1 protein-coding gene is annotated in these 352 nt (G+C 59.9%); it reads left to right on the top strand.

What is annotated here, in order from left to right; translation table 11 throughout:
• Positions 1–352 (top strand): hypothetical protein (locus EGN72_RS19055; protein ID WP_199743673.1); only part of this gene is annotated, 352 nt, incomplete at both ends.

Below are 352 nucleotides of genomic sequence, written 5' to 3'. Positions count from 1 at the left end.
CGTCAATTTCGAGAACACGCGCGGCGAAACGCCGTTGGAAAGCTGCGCCTTTGCGGTTGTCGAACAGGCCCGCGCCTTGGGTGTCAGGATGCGGACACTGGCCTTTTTTGCAGGCCGCACAAGCTCGGCCTATTCTGATCTGAAAAAAGGCACCCTTGCCTATAGCAACATGATCACGGGCGTCACCCGCGCCAAGGCACTTGCCGATGCACGGGGCTGGAAGCTTGTGGTGCTGGGGGCATTGGTCAAACACGGTGAAAGCGATGCCGCCAGCACAACCTATCAGGCGGAACTGAACCAGTGGCAAGCCGATGTGGAAACAGACGTCCGCGCCATCACCGGGCAAACGGCG

The sequence above is a fragment of the Pseudorhodobacter sp. E13 genome (assembly GCF_003991405.1).
Lineage (GTDB): Bacteria > Pseudomonadota > Alphaproteobacteria > Rhodobacterales > Rhodobacteraceae > Pseudorhodobacter.
The sequence above is the reverse complement of the archived record's forward strand: the minus strand, read 5'-3'. Positions and strand labels throughout refer to the sequence as shown.